Here is a 17,943-nt window from a genome sequence, read left to right on the forward strand (position 1 = left end):
CGAACAACGAATCCACATCCTAACCACCTACTTTTCTAAGTTACGACATTATCGTTGCCCGAAATCAAATAAATTATACAATTTTTTAAAAATATCATCATTGAAAAGATATCACTCCATAAAATCATAAGGAGAAATTTCATTTTCTTCTTCCTCTACTGGTAGTTCATCATCTTCCAATTTTAAAGATTGACTTACGGATTGTAGTAAAAACAGTTGTTCCTTTAAAGAAGTATATCTTTTATTCGTATCTAATGTTTTTACACCTTGTAAAAATGCCTGTTTATCTCCACAAATAATCAGCGACTGTTTTGCCCTGGTAAGAGCCGTATAAATTAAGTTCTTTCGTAACATTCGGCGGTAACCACCTACAATAGGCATGATCACAATTGGAAATTCACTACCTTGTGATTTATGAATAGAAACACAGAAGGCATGCATAAGATTAATATAATCTTTACGTTCATAGACAACTTCGCGTTCATCAAATGAAACAACCAGTTGTTCTGTGTTATCGACATTTTCTTCTTCTGTAAAAATAGCCACAACCTCACCAATATCCCCATTATAAACTCCGTCTTCTGGTTGATTAACAAGCTGTATCACCTTGTCACCCACCCGAAAGACAACATCATTTGCCTTCACTTCACGTTTTTGATTTGTTTTCGGATTGACAAGTTGTTGAACTTTCTTGTTAATAGCTGAAATTCCCGCTTCAGAACGATACATCGGAGCCAAGATTTGTATATCTGTCATGGTGATTCCCTTTTCTAATGCTCTTTGAATCACCACTGTAATCACATCAACAACTTGCTTTTCATGGCAAGATAGAAAGCTAAAGTCCTTATCATTACTTAAGTCATCATCTGTACAGGTATCATTTTTAATCAGGTGCGCAAGTTGAATGATTTTTGACCCTTCTTTTTGACGATATACTTCAGTTAGCGTAATATATGGAACTTTTTCACTTTCTAGTAAATCAGATAATACTTGTCCCGGTCCTACAGATGGTAACTGATCCTCATCACCGACTAATAATACTTGCATATCGTCTGGAATGGCTTGAAATAACCAGTTAGCAAGCCATATATCTACCATGGAAAACTCATCAACAATCAGAAATTTTCCTGATAATGGATTATCTTTATTTTTATCAAAACCATTATCTCCATCCCAACCAAGTAAACGATGGATGGTAACAGCAGGTAATCCGGTTGATTCTTTTAATCGTTTAGACGCCCTTCCAGTTGGAGCTGTTAATATAAATGGATACTCTGATTTATCTTCGTAATCTGATGGATCAATTGGAATATCATGTATCGCTGCATATGCTTTTAAAATCCCCTTAATAACCGTTGTTTTCCCTGTTCCTGGACCTCCTGTTAATATCATCACCTTCGAATGTAATGCTTGATTAATCGCCTCAAATTGCTCTTTACCATAACTTAATATTTCCGCTTCTTCGATTTCACCAATGATTTTCATTAATTCTGCTAAAGGAGTCTTCTCTTCAACAGATTTTTCTGTTAGTCGATTCAGATTAGAAGCAACCCCATCTTCTGCATAATATAATGATGGAAGATACATGCGACCTTCTTGTACAATGATAATTTTCCCTGTATTTAATTTATCTAAGCCGTCTAAAATTTCTTGTTCTGTCAACGAAAGGCTCGCTTGAGATAATAAATGATATACTTGTTTTACACCTGTTTCAATTGGTAAAAACACATGTCCATCTAAAGCACTCTGCTGTAATACATATATATACCCCGCGCCAATTCGATTCGGATGATTATATGGAAGTCCATTTTGTCTAGCGATTTGATCTGCTGTTATAAATCCAAATCCTTCAATATCATATACAAGTTGATACGGATCTTCTTTTATGATTGAAATAGCTTCATTTTTATACTTTTGGTAGATTTTCTGAGCTAGTTTCATCCCGATTTGATATTTAGCTAAATGGATAACTATTTGTTCAAATCCTTGATTTTCTTGAAGGCTTTCTACTAATTTTTGTGCAGTTTCTTTTTTTAACCCTGGAACATTTTCTAAAACAGCTGGTGAGTTCATAATTTTCGTAATCGCTTGTTCTCCTAATTCATCTACAATCTTTGTCGCCGTTTTTTTACCAATTCCATAAAACAAATCACTAGATAAATAAGCAATCAGGCCATCCTTTGTATTCGGAATAAAGGTTTGATAGGAATGCACTGAAAACTGTTTACCATATTTTAAATGACTTACAAACTCCCCATAGAACATATAGGATATACCTTCTTGCAGACGAGCAAAATAACCTTTAATTACAATCTCTTTTTCATCATAATCTGTATTAGTATCTAATACACGAATTTTCGTAATAGAAAATTGTTCTGTTTCATTATGAAAGATTGTAAACAAAGGTTCTCCTTTAAAATATAGTTGCTCGACTGGTTCTTCCCCTACCATTCATAAAACCTCACTGTCTAAGAAATGTTACGATAATTGTCTATCTATCTTTTCTTTACCATTTGCTGCTAGAAGATGATCTGGTTGGATTTCTAATGCTCGTTCAAAATGTTTTTTTGCTTGTTCTAATTTTTCGTGGAATGTTTCAATTATACCTAGATTATAATGGGCATCACTATGTTTTTCATCTAATTCTAGTACTTTTAAAAAAGTTATTTTTGCCTGGTCTATCATCTCCATCTTACCAAGAGAGAGACCATACTGGAATAACATATCTACATCTTCTGGTTTTAATTCTACCGCCCGAAATAAATAGGGAAATGCTAATTTTTCATGGCCTTGATTTCTAAATGTCATTCCCAACATAAAATAAGCATCCGCTTCTTCTAACCCTAAGTGAATTGCCTTTTGGAAGTTTTTCTGTGCCGCTTGGTAAAATTCTTGTTCATAAAATAAATTTCCTAGCCCATAATAAGCAGTTGCCGCTTCTTTATCCAATTCAATTGCTCTTTTTAGAAAAACTTCTGCATGCTCGTAGTCTTGAAGAAGGATGAGTACATTTCCTAAGTTAATATAACCAATTGGATCATTCGGTTTTTCTTCAATTACTGCTTGTAAGAGTTCAACTGCTTTTTCATATTTTTTGTTGTTCATATATTCCATTGCTTTTTTTTGTCTATCCATATTCTTAACCTCTTTTACACGTTCTTAACCAACATATGGTAATACTTTATTTTCCTTAATCACTTGATCAATCGTTCCTCCACCTAAACAAACTTCTCCATCATAAAATACCACCGCTTGTCCAGGTGTAATTGCCCGTGCACGTTCATGAAATTGAACATATACTTGATTATTGTCTTTCATTATAACAGTAACTGGGTTATCTTTTTGACGATAGCGAAACTTCGCAGTACAAGTAAACTCTTGTTGCTTAGGACGTTGATTTATCCAATTTATATCTGTAGCAAGTAATGCATCCGAATATAAATATTCATTATGATAGCCTTGTTCCACATATAATATATTATCATCTAAATTCTTACCAACAACAAACCAAGGTTCCCCAGGACCACCAATACCAAGTCCTTGTCTTTGTCCAATTGTATAATACATTAACCCATCATGCTTCCCTTTCACTTCACCGGAAAGTGTTTGCATTTCTCCAGGTTGTGCGGGTAGATATTCACTTAGAAATTCTTTAAAATTCCGTTCACCAATAAAACATATACCTGTACTATCCTTTTTTGTCGCAGTTGCTAATTCATGTTTTATCGCAATTTCCCTAACTTCCTTTTTCTCTATTGCACCTAATGGAAACATGACTTTCTTTAAGACATCCTCTGTCAATTGATTTAAAAAGTATGTTTGATCTTTACTTGAATCTACTCCGCGTAGCATTTCAACTGTTCCATTATTATTTCTCACTCGTGCATAATGTCCTGTTGCAACATAATCAGCCCCAAGGGAAAGAGCATGGTCTAAAAATGCTTTAAACTTAATCTCTTTATTACACATTACATCTGGATTTGGTGTTCTTCCCGCTTTATACTCATCAAGAAAATAGGTAAATACTTTATCCCAATATTCCTTTTCGAAGTTTACAGCATAGTATGGTATATCTAATTGGTTACATACGCGAATGACATCATCATAGTCTTCTGTAGCCGTACAAACACCAAATTCATCTGTATCATCCCAGTTCTTCATAAAAATACCTATCACATCATAGCCTTGTTCTTTTAATAAAAGAGCTGTTACAGATGAGTCAACGCCTCCACTCATACCAACAACAACCCGTGTGTTTTTATTATTCATTTCTTCACCTTCTTTTTCCTTTTAAACGATGTATAATTTGGGCAATCCGAATTGCCGCTTCTCTAATATTTTCTACCGTATTATTCAAACCAAAACTAAAACGAATGGATTGATTGATTCGCTCATCATTCTTCCCATACATAGCAACTAGTACATGGGATGGGTCTACTGTTCCAGCTGTACATGCACTACCACTAGAGGCTGCTATACCACTTAAATCTAAATTTGTTAACATTGTTTCCACATTGATCCCTGGAAAACTAATATTAACAATACTAGAGATTGTTCGTGATGGATCACCATTTGTATCAAAATCAACATTTTTTTCTTTTAATATTTCTAAAAATTGTTCTTTTAAAATTGTATATTTTTCACGATTTTCCTTGCGGGTTTCATTCATGATTTCAACTGCCTTTTGAAACCCTTTCACATTTACCACATTTTCTGTGCCTGCTCGACGTTTTCTTTCCTGTTCACCACCAAATGTAAGTGACGAGACAGGAACGTGTTCACTTGCATATAAAAAACCAATCCCCTTTGGACCATTAATCTTATGTGCAGAGGTACTTAACAAATCAATATGCATTTCTTTTACATTTATATCAAGTAATCCATATGCTTGAACAGCATCTGTATGAAAGAATGCCTGATGTTCTTGTAACATTTCCCCTATTTCAGGAATTGGCTGAATGACACCTGTTTCATTATTTACATACATCACAGATACAAGGATAGTCTTTTCTGTTAAAGCTTCTTTTAAATCATCTAAAGAGATTAGTCCGTTCTCATATATCGGTAAATAAGTTACATCAAACCCTAATTGCTCTAAATATTCAGCGCTTCGATAAATAGCATGATGTTCTTGATTTGTTGTGATAATATGATTACCTTTTTTTCTATTTTCGAGGGCAGTCCCGATAAACGCCATATTATCGGCTTCTGTTCCACCACTTGTGAAATAGATTTCCTTTTCATCTGCAGAAATACTTCGTGCCATCGTCCTTCTTGCTTCATCTAAAATTTGCCTTGCCTTTCTCCCATAAGAATGGATACTTGATGGATTCCCAAAAACTTCTTCAGCTACTGGAATCATCACATCCAATACTTCCTTATGCAGTGGTGTTGTTGCTGCATGATCTAAATATATGGTTTCCACGATCATCTATCCTTTCCTAAAACAAAGAGAGTTAAATATAGAACATATATGCCTCTGGTGGTTCTTTTTCATTTTGGTTATATTGAACTAGGTCTTCTAATGTCGTTTTTTCTAATACTTCTCGGACAGCATCTCTTATTTTTAACCAAAGAGCCTGTTGAGCCGGTGGTTCATTTTCTAGACCTTCTACTAACACAATAGGACCTTCTAATGCCCTAATAATATCACCTGCATGAATATGTTTCGGTTCTTTTGTAAGTTTATACCCTCCATATGCCCCACGAACACTTTTTATAAGGCCAGCATTTCTTAATAATGCAGCTAATTGTTCTAAATAATGCTCTGATAATCCATTATCCTTAGCAATAACTTTCAACGGGATTGGCCCATCTCCGTACTTTTTTGCCAATTCAATCATTATGGTTAACCCATATCTCCCTTTTGTTGATATTTTCATATACAAAACCTCCCATTAAAAAACAAACAGTCGAACAAAATATATATTAAAACGATGTATTTTGTATGAATTAATGATACTCTTTATTATAACATGACAAAAATAATGTCGCATTGCAACTGATTTAAATTCATAAATGAATGTACTATTTTACATAAAGGACGATGAAATATGAAACAAAAACCATTAGCGTATCGAATGAGACCATCTCATATAGATGAAATCATTGGGCAAGAACATCTCGTATCAGAAGGGAAAATTTTATCTCGCATGATTCAAGCGAAAAAGTTAGCCTCTATGATTTTATTCGGTCCACCAGGGATTGGCAAGACTTCTATGGCATTTGCCTTAGCAAAAAGTCTGCAATTACCAATCAAAAAACTGAATGCTGTTGTAGATAAGAAAAAAGACATGGAAATTGTAGTTGAAGAAGCAAAAATGACCGGACAAATTGTTTTAATCTTAGATGAAGTCCATCGATTAGACAAAGCAAAGCAGGATTTCTTATTACCACATTTAGAAAGCAATTTAGTAATTATGATTGGATGTACAACAAGCAATCCTTACCATTCCATCAATCCTGCCATTCGCAGTCGTTGTCATTTATTTGAACTTCATCCGTTGGAACGTGAACATATTAAGACAGCGATTGAGCGTGCCATTTATGATAAAAAAAATGGATTTGGTACATTCCCAATCCATATAACAGATGAAGCGATGGAACATTTCGCAATTTCCGCTAACGGGGATTTACGTTCTGCATTAAATGGTATAGAACTTGCTGTTTTTTCCACTCCAAAAAATAATCAGAAGCAGATAGAAATTGATTTAAATGTTGCTGAGGAATGTATGCAACAAAAAAGTTTTTCACATGATAAATCTGGAGATGCCCATTATGATGTATTATCCGCATTCCAAAAATCAATCAGAGGTAGTGATGTGGATGCTGCATTGCATTATTTAGGAAGACTAATTGAGGCTGGGGATTTAGAAAGCATCGCTAGAAGAATGATTGTCACGGCATATGAAGACATTGGTTTAGCCAATCCGCAAGCAGGTCCACGAGCAATTGCTGCGGTGGAGGCTGCTGAAAGACTTGGCTTTCCAGAAGCACGTATTCCACTTTCTGTTGCAATCATCGAATTATGCCTTTCTCCAAAATCAAATACAGCGTATAAAGCATTAGACGCTGCCTTAACAGATATACGACAAGGAAAAAGTGGTGAGGTTCCTCGCCACTTAAAAGACAGTCATTATCACGGAGCAAAACAACTCGGTAGAGGAGTGGAATATAAATACCCACATCATTCCCCATCTGGTTGGGTAAAACAGCAATATTTGCCAAACTCTATTAAAAATAAACAATACTATTATCCTAAAAGTACTGGAAAGTTTGAAAAGGCTATGAAACAAGTATACGAAAATATTAATCAACAAAAAAATAAATGATTGCGTATAAATCTTTTCCTAAACGGTCAAACTAGAATAAAAACTGGTCTTACGATTACGTACTATATTTTTTATTTATTTACCATGTAATCATACACCGTTGTAATTGGAAAAGGAGTGGAACAAATGGCAAAGGTAAGACAAGACGCTTGGTCACATGAAGATGATTTATTATTGGCTGAAACGGTTTTACGACATATTCGAGAAGGCAGTACACAATTAAATGCATTTGAAGAAGTGGGGGATCACCTAAATCGAACATCAGCAGCGTGTGGTTTTCGCTGGAATGCTGAAATTCGTAAGAAATATGTGGATGCTATTGAACTTGCAAAAAGACAACGAAAGGAAAAGAAGCGAGCATTACAAAGAAAGCAAATCGATGCAAAACAAGCTCATTTCTCTTTACCTCCTGTTCCATCAACACCACATGTAGTGAGTGATGATGGACAAGTAGAAGAACAAGTAAATGAAGAAAGCTCAATAATTTCTTTTGATACGGTTATTTCTTTTTTAAATGAACTTAAAAAAGAGCATACGTTTTCTAGTAGGGAAAAATTAGAATCTAAAAACCTAAAACAAGAAAATGAGAAATTAAGAAATGAAGTAAATGAGCTTCATAAACAATTAAATTCAACCGAAAAACAACTTGCTTCGATAAAAGAAGACTATCAAACATTTATCCAAATCATGGACCGTGCTAGAAAAATGACTATTTTCAATGAAAAAGACGCTTTAAAATCTCCAAGTTTTCGCATGGATAAGAATGGTAATTTAGAACAACTAGCCCAGAGCTCAGGGAATTAACAAAAAACTCTTCCATATTAGATGGAAGAGTTTTTTTATTTTACGTCAAATCCCAATTGTGCCGTCCGAATTCTAGTTTTGATCCCGCTCTAGGCAGGTGGGTGCTCTGTTTTATACATTGTACTTCCACACAAGAGGCTTGCACGCCGCATAAAAACAATCAAGCTCCCTTACATTTAGTGTTCGGTCAAAACGATATTTACAGACGAACACATCAGGATTTCTTTATATCTCATTGTAAAATAATCGTAACATAATACTTTTAAAAATTCAATTCCTTATTTATGAAAACTCTATTACAAGTTTACATTTTTATAACAATTCTCTTTGGTTAGCATATTACTCTTCAGGAAACATAATATGCAATTCTTTCAGCTGTTCTGCACTTACTTCATTTGGAGCATCTGTTAATAAATCAGATGCAGAAGCAGTTTTAGGGAATAAGATGGTGTCTCTTAAATTGGAACGGCCTGCGAGTAACATTACAATTCTGTCTAGACCAAGTGCAACACCGCCATGTGGTGGAGCACCATATTCAAGTGATTCTAATAAAAACCCAAACTGTTCCTCTGCTTTTTCTTTTGTAAATCCAAGCGACTGGAACATTTTTTCTTGAAGATCCTTTTTATAAATCCGTAATGACCCTCCACCTAATTCATATCCATTAAGAACGAGGTCATAGGCAATGGCCCGTACATTACCTGGGTCTGTTTGTAATTTATCAAGATCTTCCTCAACAGGCATTGTAAATGGGTGATGTGCTGCAAAATATCGTTCTTCTTCTTCGTCATATTCGAGTAATGGCCAATCCGTAACCCAAAGGAAATTAAATTTAGCTTCATCAATTAACCCTAACTCTTTTCCTAGTTTTAAACGTAATGCCCCTAAACTATGGAAAACGACTCTGTTATTTGCAGCTACAAATAATAATAAATCTCCATCCTCGACTTTTGCTTGTTGAATAAGCCCTTGTTTTTCATCATCTGATAAAAATTTAGCAATCGGTCCTTTTAATTCATTCTCCTGCATTTTCACCCATGCAAGTCCTTTTGCACCGTAGACTTTGACATAATCTGTTAGTTTATCGATATCTTTTCGAGAGTAATGAGCTGCTTGTCTTTTTACATTTAATAAACTCACCCTGCCTCCCGCTTCAATTGTTCCACTAAATACTTTAAAGGATGATTCTTCAAACAAATCAGAGACATGAATTAATTCCATTCCAAATCTTGTATCTGGTTTATCTGATCCGAATCGCTCCATTGCCTCAGCATATTTCATTCGGGGTAATGGTAAAGAAATTTCTATATTTTTCACTTCTTTCATGACATGGTACATCATTTTTTCGGTCATATCCATGATCTCATCTCTCGTCATAAAAGATGTCTCAATATCAACCTGTGTAAATTCTGGTTGTCTGTCCGCACGTAAATCTTCATCTCTAAAACAGCGAGCAATTTGATAGTATTTTTCAAAACCACTAACCATTAATAACTGTTTAAATAATTGTGGTGATTGTGGTAATGCATAAAATTCTTTTGGATGCACTCTGCTTGGAACAAGATAATCCCTTGCACCTTCAGGCGTGCTTTTTGTTAAAATGGGGGTTTCCATTTCTAAAAATCCAAAGTTATTTAAGAAATGACGGATTTCCTGTGTAATTTGGTGACGCATTTTAAATGTCTGTTGTAGTGCTTGCCTTCGCAAATCAAGATATCTATATTTCAATCGTAAATCTTCTGACACGTCTGTTTCGTTTTCTATTAGAAATGGTGGGTTTTTCGACTTATTTAGAACATCAATTTGATCTGCTATAATTTCAATTGTTCCTGTTTTCATATCATGATTGACTGTACTTTCCTCACGTTTAACAACTTGCCCATGCACTTGAATAACATATTCATTTCTAACCGTATCAGCAATTTTAATGGCTTCTTCTGATGTTTCTGGATTAAAAACAACTTGGACAATTCCAGAGCGATCACGTAAATCAATGAAAATAAGTCCACCTAAATCACGACGTTTCTGTACCCATCCTTTAATAAGCACTTTCTCATCAATATTTTCTTTTGTTAATGTTCCTGCATAGGTTCTTTCCGTCATTTTTTATACCTCCTTTAAAGTTAACGTTTGAACAAGGTTTGTTAAAGGGATTTCTTCTTGTTCACCGGTTTCCATATCTTTCAAATTAATAATTTCTTTATCTAATTCTTCATCCCCTAAAACAAGGACATACCTCACATTTAAGCGATTAGCCGCTTTAAATTGTGCTTTTGGTTTTCTTCCTTGATAATCTTTATCCACCTGTATTCCATGTTTCCTTAAATAATGGATGATTCTAAATGATTCTACATCTGCTCTTTCACCCATTGTAACCATATAATAATCAAGCTGGTTTGTTAGTGGTAGTGAAATATTTTCTGCTTCAAGTGCTAATAACAATCGTTCGATTCCCATACCAAAACCAATTCCAGGTGTGCTTGGACCTCCTAGTTCTTCTACTAGGCCATTATATCTCCCACCACCAGCCAAGGTTGTAATGGCACCAAATCCTTCTGCTTCACTCATGATTTCAAATGCAGTGTGATTATAATAATCCAGCCCACGCACTAAATTAGGATCTACTTCATAGTCCACCCCAATTGTTGTTAAATAAGATTTCACTTTATCAAAATAGCTTCGCGACTCTTCATTTAAGTAGTCTAAAATAGATGGAGCTTTCTTCATTGCAGGATGTTCACTATCTGTTTTACAATCGAGTACACGCAATGGGTTTTGTTCTAATCTTGTTTGACAATCCTTACATAGCTCTTCCTTATGTGGTGTGAAGTGTTCAACTAAAGCTTTGCGATATTGTGCTCTACTCTCTTCATCTCCTAAAGAGTTGATTACTAGTTTTAATGATGTCAAACCTAATTCTTTATAACAGGTCATAGCTAAGTCAATTACTTCTGCATCAATAGCAGGATCTTTACTTCCTAATACTTCTACCCCAAATTGATTCAATTGTCGCATTCTTCCTTGCTGTGGACGCTCATAACGGAACATTTGCATAAAATAAAATAATTTATGTGGTTGTTTTGGGTCACCATATAATTTATTTTCTACATATGCACGAGCAACAGGAGCCGTACCTTCTGGACGAAGAGTTATACTCCTTCCACCTCGATCTTTAAATTCATACATTTCTTTTTGAACAATATCTGTTGTGTCCCCTACACTTCGTTGAAATAGTTCTGTATGTTCAAATAAAGGTGTTCGAATTTCTTTATAATTATATCGTTGGCAAATTGACTTAAATTGTTTTTCGATATATTGCCATTTTTTTGCTTGTTCAGGAAGTATGTCCATCGTTCCTCTTGGTGCTTTTATCTTCATAAATTTCCCCTCCATATTCTTTAACAAAACATGTTAATATTTTTCATTTTAAACATAAAAAAACCCTCTATCCCTATAATTAGGGACGAGAGTATTCCCGCGTTGCCACCCTTGTTGACACAAATATGCATCCACTTCACACAGTTAACGCCTGTGAACGGCTATATCTAATCAACGTTCGATACAGCACTTCCGGAGTGTCCTTCATTGGTACATCATGTAAAATGCTTTCAGCCTTTGGCATTTTTTCTCTGACCAGATTATTACCAATTACTTGATCCATCATTAGTTTTTATTTATAACGTCCTAAAATAATTGATTATGAATAGATACTATATTAGTATGTGACATCTTTTATGTCAAGTACGTTCTATTTTTTTCTTTAATAAATGTACTTCTCCTAATGTAATTCCCAATTCTTGTGCAATTTCCATATGGTTTAATATGCTTTGTAGTTCTAAAAATCGGTGAAAATCTATTCCATATAAATCTTTTGATTGGTGTATTTCCTTTTTCTTATAGGGTACATGCATTTGTATTTCCTCCTTATAAAGATATACATAGCATGGCCCTATTTTCATATTTTTATGAACGACAAAAATCATGGAATGTGTAGTATATTATTTATCATTACTATCAATAATAATGGTTACAGGTCCAACATTTGTAAAACGAACATCCATCATTGCGCCAAATTGCCCGGTTTCTACATGTAAACCTTCGTCTTTCAGCAATTGGTTAAATTTCTCATATAACTCATTAGCATAGTCTGGCTTTGCAGCTTTTACAAAACTTGGCCTTCTTCCTTTTCTTGTATCTGCATATAAAGTGAACTGTGAAATGGATAACACACTACCATTAATATCTTTTATTGATAGATTCATCTTGCCTTCTTCATCTTCAAAAATACGCAAATTAGCAATTTTCTGTACAAGATATTCAACATCTTGCATAGAATCATCATGTGTTACACCTAGAAGTATGACAAGGCCTTCATCGACCTTACCAATGACTTCATTTGAAACCGTAACACTAGCATGATTAGCTCTTTGAATAACAGCTCTCATTTTAATTGCCTCCTCTATACTTCATTAATGTAGTACGCGTGATACAGTGTATACATCTTTGATTTGTTTAATTTGACGGACAATTTTATGCAAATGGCTTTTGTTATGAATTAAAATAGTCAACTGAACCATAGCAATTTTATCACGGTCTGTTTTGCCATTTACATGTGTGATACTTGTATTTGTTTCATTGATTACTTGTAACACTTCATTTAGAAGACCTTTTCTATCGAAACCATTTATTTCAAGATCAACATGGTATTGTTTTTTATCTTGGTATGACTCCCATTGGACGGGTAATAACCGAGTTTGCGCTTCATCTGACTGGATATTTGTACAATTAACTCTGTGTACAGAAATTCCTCGACCTTTTGTAATATAACCAACAATTTGGTCCCCAGGAACTGGATTACAACATTTAGATAGACGAACTAGCAAATTATCTACATTCTCTACAATAACTCCTGAATCATGATTCCGTTTCTTGTCTACTTCCTGTTTCTTATCCTCTAATTGCTGTTCAAGCTTTTGTTCTTTCTGTTGTGTCGCACGTTCTTTTTCAGTTAAACGTGTAGCAACTAAGGATGCAGTTATTCCTTGATAGCCAACAGCAGCATACATGTCGTCTTCACTTGTAAAATTATACTTTCTAAAAATACGGTCTAAGTTCTCGGGAATGATAATATCTTTCGGATTAAAACCTAATGCCCGAATTTCTTTTTCGACCATCTCTTTCCCTTTTATAATATTCTCTTCTTTGCGCTGCTTTTTGAAAAATTGTCTTATCCTATTTTTCGCTTGTGATGTCTGTGTAATATGAAGCCAATCATGTGATGGTCCATAAGAATGCTTTGATGTCAAAACTTCTACAATATCCCCTGTTTTTAATTTATAATCGAGGGGTTCCATTTTACTGTTTATTTTTGCCCCAATTGTTTGATTTCCAATTTCCGTATGAATACGATACGCAAAGTCAATTGGCACAGAACCAGATGGTAATTCAATCACATCTCCCTTAGGCGTAAAAACATATACCATATCTGAGAATAAATCGACTTTTAAGGATTCCATGAACTCTTCCGCATCATGTGTTTCATTTTGCCATTCTAATATTTCTCTGAACCATGCTAATTTCTTTTCGAAAGTAGGGCCATTTTTAGCCTGTTTTCCTTCTTTATATGCCCAATGTGCGGCAATCCCATATTCAGCAATTTCATGCATCTCTTTTGTCCGAATTTGTACCTCTAATGGATCACCTTGTGGTCCGATAACCGTTGTATGCAGAGACTGATATAAATTCGGCTTAGGCATGGCAATATAGTCTTTAAAACGGCCAGGCATTGGCTTCCAACACGTGTGAATAATGCCTAAAACCGCATAACAATCTTTTATGCTGTCTACAAGTACACGAACAGCCAATAAATCATAAATCTCATTAAATTGTTTATGTTGTTTTGTCATTTTACGATAAATACTATAAATGTGTTTTGGCCGACCGGAAATATCTGCGATAATCCTTACATCTTTTAACTGGTGATGAATTTCTTTGATGACATCTTCTATATATGATTCACGTTCTGCACGTTTTTGCTTCATTAAATGTACAATACGGTAATATTGTTGTGGGTTTAAATAACGTAATGATGTATCTTCTAATTCCCATTTGATTGTAGAGATTCCTAGCCGATGTGCTAATGGTGCGAAAATTTCCAATGTCTCATTTGATATGCGTCTTTGTTTATGTGGTGGCATATGTTTTAATGTGCGCATATTATGCAAACGATCTGCTAATTTTATTAATATAACGCGCATGTCTTTTGCCATCGCCACAAACATCTTCCGATGATTTTCTGCTTGAAGGGCTTCTTTTGATTTATATTTTATCTTTCCGAGTTTGGTCACCCCATCTACAAGCATGGCAACTTCTTCATTGAATTCTTCACTTAATTGTTCTAACGTTACATTCGTATCCTCTACAACATCATGTAAAAAGCCACCGGCAATTGTTGCAGGGTCCATTTTTAATTCAACAAGTATACCGGCTACCTGAACAGGATGTGTTATATATTTTTCACCAGACTTCCGAAACTGTCCTTCATGGGATATTTCTGCAAAGTTATAGGCATGCCAAATAAAAGTTATATCATCTTCTGTTAAGTATTTTCCCGCTTGTTCGATTATACTGTCAATTGTTATTTCATTATTCTTTGTCATTTATTAATCACCTTTATTTAATCAGTCGTAGAGAATACACTTCTTTCTAATAGTATCGAAAATTTCAAGTAAAAAGTAAAGTATTTCATGTTAAAACATATGGCTTTTTTCGTGTGTTTACTAGTTAATGTGATTTCAGTCATTATTCCAATGAAAAAACCTACTATAACAACAAATTTCTAAAAAAATCCAAACATTAAAATAAGAGGCCTGACGTTAAAAAATCATGGCGCCAGACCTATTTCCAATTATTATTCATATTTCATTAATGTTAATACATCATAGTCTTTTAGTTTTTCCATTCCATTTAAGTATGCTAAATCTATTAGAAAAGCACATCCAACAACAATTCCACCTAGCTTTTCGACTAATTTTATTGTTGCTTCAATGGTTCCACCTGTTGCAAGTAAGTCATCTGTAATAAGTACTCGTTGTCCAGGTTTAATCGCATCTTTATGAAGGGTTAGTACATTTTCACCATACTCCAAACCATACGATACCTTAATAACGTCTCGTGGTAATTTACCTTCTTTTCGAACCGGTGCAAAGCCTACTTCTAAGGCATAGGATACGGGGCAACCAATAATAAATCCTCTTGCTTCAGGTCCAACAATAATGTCAGCCTTTTTTTCTTTTGCATATTCTATAATTTCATCAATTGCTGCTTTAAATACTTTACCATCAGCCATTAAAGGGGTAATATCTTTAAATTCAACTCCTTCTTTTGGCCAATCTTGTACAATTTTAATATGTTCTTTATAATCCATAACTGGCTTCCTCCTTAGACATATCCATACCTGGCAGACACTTGGCAAACCACTTCTTTAATTGATCATATGTTGAATAATATAACATTTTTTCTATTTTTGCACGTTCGATTTGTTGTTGATATGTCTTTGATGATTGTAAATCTTGTTTTTTTGGTGATGGGTTAATTTGAATTACTCCACCATCTATCTTAACAAATTCTAATTCAAAAAACACCTTTGACATCCATAATACCTTTTCTTTTGACCATTGTTTCATTCTTATAATTTGACTTAGTTCATTTTTGAGATTAATTTCTTTTCGTTTCAATAACAACATATATAACCATTTAAAATCTTCCCTTGATGGTATAGCAGTCATATAGGCACTGTTTTCGACTTGGAAACATGCATAAATATTCTTTGGTTCCATCCACTCAACAATATCTTTTAATTTCGTTAGTTGTGGTGGTAAATCGTAAATATATAAAGCATCTACTTGTTCCATAAATTCTAGACTACTTGTATAATGCAGTATTGTCGCATCTTTAGGAATAGAGTACTTGGTATTATTTTCCTCATTTAAAAGGACAACATTATGCTGATTTTGTTCCATAAAGAAAGAAATATCTATTTCACTTTTTCCACGATAATCAAAAACTTGTCTTGTTTCAATTTGCATGTCTTGCATAACCATTTGTGGCTTTTTAAAACCATTCCATTCATTAATCCCTAATTCTCCAACAATAGACACTGCTGTATTTGGTGTTACATAAGGATACAAATTCCCCATCTGAAAACCAATTGCCTCTACAGATGCATTTTCTTCGTTAAATGCTAGTTTTAAGTGATTTTTCAAATGTCCTATTTGTCTAGCATTGTCAGGGATAGCATGAATGCGGAAAATAGGCTTTGGATTCCCCATTCCAAATGGTGCCATTTTATTGATTTCAGTAATGAGTACTTCATCAATTTCCGTAATTTCTAATGTCCCATTCACCTGGATAATTTGTTTGAAATCTGCTTCTGTTAGTTCGGATTGAATCAATTGATTTAATTCAGAACGAAAAACGTCCACATTTTCAATCGGCAAGGTCATTCCTGCTGCTTGTGAATGACCACCAAAATTGGTGAAAAGATGTTTTAATTTCATACATTGTTGGAATAAATCAAATGTTGGAATACTTCTAGCAGAACCTTTTGCAATTGTCTTATCTTCATTGATTGATAAGACAATTGCTGGTCTATCATATGTTTTTACTAATCGTGATGCAACAATTCCTAACACACCTTCATTCCAACCTTGTTTTGCAACAACAATCGCACTATGTGTGTCATTTGGATCTACCAGTTGTTCTGCTTCTTCTACAATGTCTGAAACAATTTGTTGACGTCTTTCATTTATTTCTTGAATAGTAGTAGCTAATTGCTCGGCTTCCTCTACATCTTTTGAAAGTAATAACCTTACAGCCATCGTAGCATTCTGTAAACGACCCACTGCATTGATTCTGGGGCCAATTCTAAAACCGACATCTTCTTCTGTTACTTCTCCATCTATATGGCATTGTTTTTTTAATGCAACCAAGCCTTTTTTCGTTGTTGTTGATAATTGCTTCAATCCGTAAAACGCTAGGATACGATTCTCATCAACAAGTGGTACAAGATCTGCAATGGTTCCTATCGCTACAAAATCCAATAAATGCTCAGGAAAATACCCTAATAAATATTGAGCAAGTTTAAAAGCTACTCCTACACCTGCTAGTTCATCAAATGGATAATCTGGGGAACATTTTGGATGAATCAATGCGTAAGCATCAGGTAATTCACCCTGGGCTTCATGATGGTCTGTAATAATGAGATCTATCCCCAATTCCTTTGCAACTTTTGCTTCGTGTAGAGCGGCAACCCCATTATCAACTGTGATAATGACACGGACTCCGTTATCTTTTGCTTTACGAAAAGCAGTCTCATTTGGACCATACCCTTCTGTAAAGCGATTGGGAATATAATAATCACAATTTGCCCCTAATTCCTGTAATGCCGTTATTAGTAATGCGGTGGAACTCACCCCATCGGCATCATAATCTCCATAAACTAATATCTTTTCATTAGCTTGTAGTGCTTCGTCAATTCTCTTCTTTGCTTTTTGTATGCTTGAGAAATTCCCCGGGTCATGTAATCTTTTTATTTGTGGTGAAAGAAATTCTTTCACTTGTTCTTCTTCTGTTATGCCACGTTGAACGAGCAATCGTTTTAGCACAGGGGACAAATTTGTTTCATTTTCCCAATTTGTTTCTATCTGATTTTCCATATTTGTAAATTTCCAAGCGGATTTATTTTTTAACATATATTCACCCCTGACCCATCTATTATACAGAACGGTTTTAGATGGAGCAATTAGAA

General features: G+C 34.5%; 14 protein-coding genes, 1 other RNA gene and 1 other annotated feature. Of the genes, 2 read left to right on the forward strand and 13 right to left on the reverse strand.

Annotation, left to right across the window (positions count from 1 at the left end; genetic code table 11):
- Positions 1-111 precede the first annotated feature (111 nt).
- From recD2 to cymR, 5 genes are read right to left on the reverse strand one after another with little or no spacing between them, the layout of a single operon-like run.
- Positions 112-2,451, reverse strand: coding sequence for an SF1B family DNA helicase RecD2 (gene recD2, locus FHP05_RS03305; RefSeq protein ID WP_147665796.1), 2,340 nt, complete (start codon positions 2,449-2,451; stop codon positions 112-114).
- A gap of 27 nt (positions 2,452-2,478) precedes the next feature.
- The gene (locus FHP05_RS03310) at positions 2,479-3,135 is read right to left on the reverse strand and encodes a tetratricopeptide repeat protein (RefSeq protein WP_147665797.1); all 657 of its coding nucleotides are present in this window, start codon (positions 3,133-3,135) and stop codon (positions 2,479-2,481) included.
- 24 nt (positions 3,136-3,159) lie between these two features.
- Positions 3,160-4,269: a tRNA 2-thiouridine(34) synthase MnmA gene (gene mnmA, locus FHP05_RS03315; protein ID WP_147665798.1), complete on the reverse strand. Its 1,110-nt coding sequence runs from the start codon at positions 4,267-4,269 to the stop codon at positions 3,160-3,162.
- A gap of 4 nt (positions 4,270-4,273) precedes the next feature.
- Entirely contained in the window at positions 4,274-5,425 is a 1,152-nt protein-coding gene (locus tag FHP05_RS03320; protein WP_147665799.1) for a cysteine desulfurase family protein, read from the reverse strand.
- Positions 5,426-5,456: 31 nt separating this feature from the next.
- Positions 5,457-5,882 carry a cysteine metabolism transcriptional regulator CymR gene (gene cymR / locus FHP05_RS03325; protein WP_147665800.1) on the reverse strand — a complete coding sequence of 142 codons (426 nt, stop codon included), beginning with the start codon at positions 5,880-5,882 and terminating at the stop codon, positions 5,457-5,459.
- Positions 5,883-6,053: 171 nt separating this feature from the next.
- Between cymR and FHP05_RS03330 the strand changes: the two genes are divergently transcribed.
- Positions 6,054-7,331, forward strand: a complete 1,278-nt coding sequence (locus FHP05_RS03330; RefSeq protein ID WP_147665801.1) for a replication-associated recombination protein A — start codon at positions 6,054-6,056, stop codon at positions 7,329-7,331.
- A 126-nt stretch (positions 7,332-7,457) separates the two neighbouring features.
- Positions 7,458-8,135, forward strand: a complete 678-nt coding sequence (locus tag FHP05_RS03335; protein ID WP_147665802.1) for an RsfA family transcriptional regulator — start codon at positions 7,458-7,460, stop codon at positions 8,133-8,135.
- Between the two features lie 45 nt (positions 8,136-8,180).
- On the opposite strand, the gene ssrS is transcribed toward FHP05_RS03335, so the two are convergent.
- From ssrS to recJ, 8 genes are all read right to left on the reverse strand, one after another.
- Positions 8,181-8,359, reverse strand: a non-coding RNA gene (gene ssrS, locus FHP05_RS03340) — 6S RNA.
- 115 nt (positions 8,360-8,474) lie between these two features.
- Positions 8,475-10,238 carry an aspartate--tRNA ligase gene (gene aspS, locus FHP05_RS03345; protein ID WP_147665803.1) on the reverse strand — a complete coding sequence of 588 codons (1,764 nt, stop codon included), beginning with the start codon at positions 10,236-10,238 and terminating at the stop codon, positions 8,475-8,477.
- 3 nt (positions 10,239-10,241) lie between these two features.
- Complete coding sequence (gene hisS, locus FHP05_RS03350) at positions 10,242-11,513, reverse strand: histidine--tRNA ligase (RefSeq protein WP_147665804.1); 1,272 nt, start codon at positions 11,511-11,513, stop codon at positions 10,242-10,244.
- A gap of 78 nt (positions 11,514-11,591) precedes the next feature.
- Positions 11,592-11,808, reverse strand: a binding site (T-box leader).
- A 64-nt stretch (positions 11,809-11,872) separates the two neighbouring features.
- Positions 11,873-12,046 (reverse strand): hypothetical protein, encoded by a 174-nt coding sequence (locus FHP05_RS15250; RefSeq protein WP_191126214.1) that lies wholly within the window; start codon positions 12,044-12,046, stop codon positions 11,873-11,875.
- Positions 12,047-12,133: 87 nt separating this feature from the next.
- Entirely contained in the window at positions 12,134-12,580 is a 447-nt protein-coding gene (dtd, locus tag FHP05_RS03355) for a D-aminoacyl-tRNA deacylase (protein ID WP_147665805.1), read from the reverse strand.
- Between the two features lie 24 nt (positions 12,581-12,604).
- Complete coding sequence (locus FHP05_RS03360) at positions 12,605-14,794, reverse strand: RelA/SpoT family protein (protein WP_147665806.1); 2,190 nt, start codon at positions 14,792-14,794, stop codon at positions 12,605-12,607.
- 251 nt (positions 14,795-15,045) lie between these two features.
- A complete protein-coding gene (locus tag FHP05_RS03365) occupies positions 15,046-15,561 on the reverse strand; it encodes an adenine phosphoribosyltransferase (protein WP_147665807.1) in 516 nt (171 codons plus the stop codon).
- Positions 15,551-17,887, reverse strand: a complete 2,337-nt coding sequence (gene recJ, locus FHP05_RS03370) for a single-stranded-DNA-specific exonuclease RecJ (RefSeq protein ID WP_147665808.1) — start codon at positions 17,885-17,887, stop codon at positions 15,551-15,553. The genes FHP05_RS03365 and recJ overlap by 11 nt, the downstream gene beginning before the upstream one ends.
- Positions 17,888-17,943: the final 56 nt, after the last annotated feature.

The sequence above is a fragment of the Cerasibacillus terrae genome, from assembly GCF_008039555.1.
Lineage (GTDB): Bacteria > Bacillota > Bacilli > Bacillales > Amphibacillaceae > Cerasibacillus > Cerasibacillus terrae.